Consider the following 3,299-nt stretch of genomic DNA (forward strand, 5'->3'; position numbering starts at 1 on the left):
GGCCATCACCTGTGGGGCGACAGAAAGTCAGGTGAACCAACCGCTACGCCGCCCGGCGACCGGCGCACCGATCCGTAAGCGAACAGAGGCGCTGCAGGACGGTGCGAGGTGCTGACCGAACCGCGCGAATGACCCGGACGGCGTAGCGAGCAACACCAAAACCAGTACAGGAGCGACCTGCCAATGCACTACTGAGCCCAGCCGACATGACGGGTCGGCAATCCGCGCATACGTGCCCTCTACCCACCGGGCCGCCGGGCTGCACTCAAGCGCGGAGCAACACAGATACCCCACGACCAGCGCCGTATACCGATTGAAAGCGCTGCGAGGGAAGCCCAAGGCCAAACACACGACGCCAACGCTGCCATCGGCAAGCGGCAACGGCACCAGGCTTCACCGGCAGCCCTTCTCACGAGGGGCTGACGGGAAGCCAACCAGGAGCACACCAATGGAAAACCAACACCGCAAGATCGCTGGCTACCGCGAACTGAGCCAGGAAGAAGTCGACCTGATGAACCGCATCAAAGCCGCCGGCGCCAACCTGCTGCAACTGCAGGCCGAGCTCGCCGGTCGCCTCGATACAGAGCAGGAGACGCTCCGCGCTGCTGCACGCCGCTCGATTGAAGGCCAAGCCGTGAATGGCTACCCGGTCACCGTCCACACCGGCGCCACCGAAGAATGCATCGAGTTCCGCCGCTTCCAAGCCGCCGAGCCTTTTCGCTGGGTAGAGCTCGGCAAAACCGACATCCAAACCGGAATCATGGCCCTGGTGCGCGCAGTCGCACAGCCGGCCGGCGTTTGATTCCAAGCACCACCCGCTAAGCCTTGGGCGACCCCGGCGGGCGGGTGGTGCCCGTGCCGCTTCGGCATGCCAGCGTGTTAGCGCCGATCCTATCCAGTCGGCAGATCGGGAGCTCCTAGGCCACCTGGATCAAAGCGCACGCGGGTGAATAAAGCGGTAGCCAGGGCGGCCGGTGAATGCCGGTGGCCTACGCAGGCGGTGGGCCTCGCCGCCGGTAACAAAGAGGCCATCCCATACCCCGCATCCCCATCTGAGGTGCCAACCATGAACGCACTCACCAAAGCCCGCGAATCGATCGCGGAGCTGGTCGCCGCCCTGCGCCTGACCAGTCAGGCCCGCATGGCCGCAGAAGCCCGCAAGCGCCAGCCGGTACCGGCCCCGCGCGCCACCCACCTGGTGTGCAGCGGCAACGCCATGATCCGCGTGGTGGACGTCGACACCGGCAAGGTCCTCGGCTTCCGCCGCACCCTGCGCGAGGCGCGCTGGCTGGCCAGCGCCCTTGAGCGCGGCCTGCACCTGCAGCAGTGAGGCGCCAGCATGCTCCAGACCCCACACTATCGCTCGCACGCCGAGCAACAGGCCGCCCTGGGCTGCGCCGCAGAGCTGGACCCGATCAAACATCCGCGCCGCTACGCCCTGCAGCAGGCGCGTGAGAAGTTCGTCCCGCCCAAGCGCCGGCCGCAGCCGGCAAGCTTGGAGCGCACCCAGGAGCTGCTCGAGAAGGCACGCACCGTCACCCACCTGCGCATCAACGATGCAGCCCGCACGCTCGGCGTGTGCCGCAGCGTTCTCACCCGCCTGCGCGATGACTACGGCCTGGAGTTCGCGCCAACCCGCGAGAACGCATCGGGCCGCCTGAAGCGCCTGGCCGGCGACAACCCGACCATGCATGAGCTCGCCGCAGCTGCAGAGCTTTCGTACTCGCACACCTACAAGCTCTGCAAGGAGTACGGCATAGAACCCGGAGTGCCCTATGGCCAAGACACAGAAGGATCGTGACCAGGGCGTGGCCCTGCTCCAACCGCCGCGCCACGAAATCCAGCTATCGGAAAACGTGGCGCGCCAGCTCTACCAAGAAGGCGCCCGCGAAGCAGGGCGACTCGATCGACAAGAGCAGTAACCCACCACCCCGCCATCAGCTGCAGTAGCGGCGCACGGTGGCTCGTCCAGGTGAAAGCATGATTCCATCCCACCAGATACTGGTTGGCGACTGCCTCCAGTTGCTCCGCGGACTGCCTGACCAGTCCGTGCACTGCTGTGTCACCAGCCCGCCCTACTTCGGGCTTCGCGACTATGGCGTCGATGGCCAGATCGGGCTGGAGGAAACACCGGCCGCATTCGTCGCCAGGCTTGTGGAGGTGTTCCGCGAGGTACGCCGGGTGCTGCGAAACGACGGCACCTGCTGGGTGAACATGGGCGACAGCTATGCGTCAGTTGCCGGCGGATACGCCCCTAGTGGTTCGAAGGGAAAGCACGACACCGTTTCGAGCGCTACGCGCGGAGCCGTGCTGCACGGGCGCCGCCGAAATCCGCCCAACGGCCTAAAGCACAAGGACTTGATGGGCATTCCGTGGCGCCTCGCTTTCGCCCTACAGGATGACGGCTGGTACCTGCGGCAGGACATTATCTGGCGGAAGCCCAACCCCATGCCCGAGAGCGTCGCTGACCGCTGCACCAAGGCGCATGAGTACATTTTTCTGCTGAGCAAGTCCCGCAAGTACTACTTCGATCAGGAGGCCATTGCCGAGCCGCTGGCACCGGCCAGCATCGAGCGTCTGGCCCAGGAAAACTGGGACGAACAACAAGGCAGCGACAGGGTGCCGGGCAAGACCAACGGAGCCATGAAGGCAGTTGGCGGCAGCAGTCGCAACAGCTTTGCCCGGGAGACCAAGTATTCCGCCGGCGAGCACGGCCAGAAGGGACAGCACCGCCCTGACAGGCCCGACGTTGACTATAGCGATAAGCGTAACAAGCGCAGCGTGTGGGACGTGCCAACCGTTGGCTTCAAGGGTGCGCACTTCGCGACCTACCCGCCCGACCTGATTCGCCCGTGCATCCTGGCCGGTTCCCCGCGCGATGGCCTGGTGCTGGACCCTTTCGGCGGCGCCGCCACCACTGCGCTGGTGGCCATGCAAGAGGGCCGCCGATCAATCCTGCTTGAACTCAACCCCGAATACGCTGCACTCGGCCAAGCCCGCCTGCAGGCAGCCTGGCTGGATGGTGCCGCGCAGATGGACGTATTCCTCGATTCCAAGGAAACAGCGTGACCACACGTCTACCTGGGCAGGCAGGAAGCTACTGGCGAGGCTCTCTCAGCAAGTCCTCGTCAACGGTAGACAGCGTGGGTACGCCGTCCAGGCGTGGCATGCGCTCAATTGCGCGCCTGGTCAACTCGACATCGAAGACTCTTCCGCGCTGGATAGTCAGTAGGCTCCGGCTCACCCGGTAGTGCCCGCAGTCCGGGCAGACAAACTCCAGATAGTCGCCAGTTGTCGGC

General features: G+C 65.2%; 6 protein-coding genes. 5 read left to right on the forward strand and 1 reads right to left on the reverse strand.

The genetic code is table 11. From position 1 onward, the window contains the following. The first annotated feature begins 448 nt into the window (after nt 1–448). From J0A65_RS20815 to J0A65_RS20835, 5 genes are all read left to right on the forward strand, one after another. On the forward strand, nt 449–802 hold the full coding sequence (locus J0A65_RS20815; RefSeq protein WP_206596262.1) for an Acb2/Tad1 domain-containing protein: 354 nt from the start codon (nt 449–451) through the stop codon (nt 800–802). Nucleotides 803–1,066: 264 nt separating this feature from the next. Next, nucleotides 1,067–1,330 (forward strand): hypothetical protein, encoded by a 264-nt coding sequence (locus J0A65_RS20820; protein ID WP_037053333.1) that lies wholly within the window; start codon nt 1,067–1,069, stop codon nt 1,328–1,330. A gap of 9 nt (nt 1,331–1,339) precedes the next feature. Beyond that, nucleotides 1,340–1,801 (forward strand): hypothetical protein, encoded by a 462-nt coding sequence (locus tag J0A65_RS20825; RefSeq protein WP_206596263.1) that lies wholly within the window; start codon nt 1,340–1,342, stop codon nt 1,799–1,801. Then, nucleotides 1,776–1,922: a hypothetical protein gene (locus J0A65_RS20830; RefSeq protein ID WP_206596264.1), complete on the forward strand. Its 147-nt coding sequence runs from the start codon at nt 1,776–1,778 to the stop codon at nt 1,920–1,922. Before J0A65_RS20825 ends, J0A65_RS20830 begins: the two co-directional genes overlap by 26 nt. A gap of 58 nt (nt 1,923–1,980) precedes the next feature. Next, nucleotides 1,981–3,069, forward strand: coding sequence for a DNA-methyltransferase (locus tag J0A65_RS20835; RefSeq protein ID WP_206596265.1), 1,089 nt, complete (start codon nt 1,981–1,983; stop codon nt 3,067–3,069). A 28-nt stretch (nt 3,070–3,097) separates the two neighbouring features. Here the strand turns inward: J0A65_RS20835 and J0A65_RS20840 are convergent. Then, nucleotides 3,098–3,299 (reverse strand): hypothetical protein (locus J0A65_RS20840; RefSeq protein ID WP_206596266.1); only part of this gene is annotated, 202 nt, incomplete at its 5' end.

Origin of the sequence: Bowmanella yangjiangensis, assembly GCF_017255015.1 — a bacterium.
GTDB classification, from domain to species: Bacteria; Pseudomonadota; Gammaproteobacteria; order Enterobacterales; family Alteromonadaceae; genus Bowmanella; species Bowmanella yangjiangensis.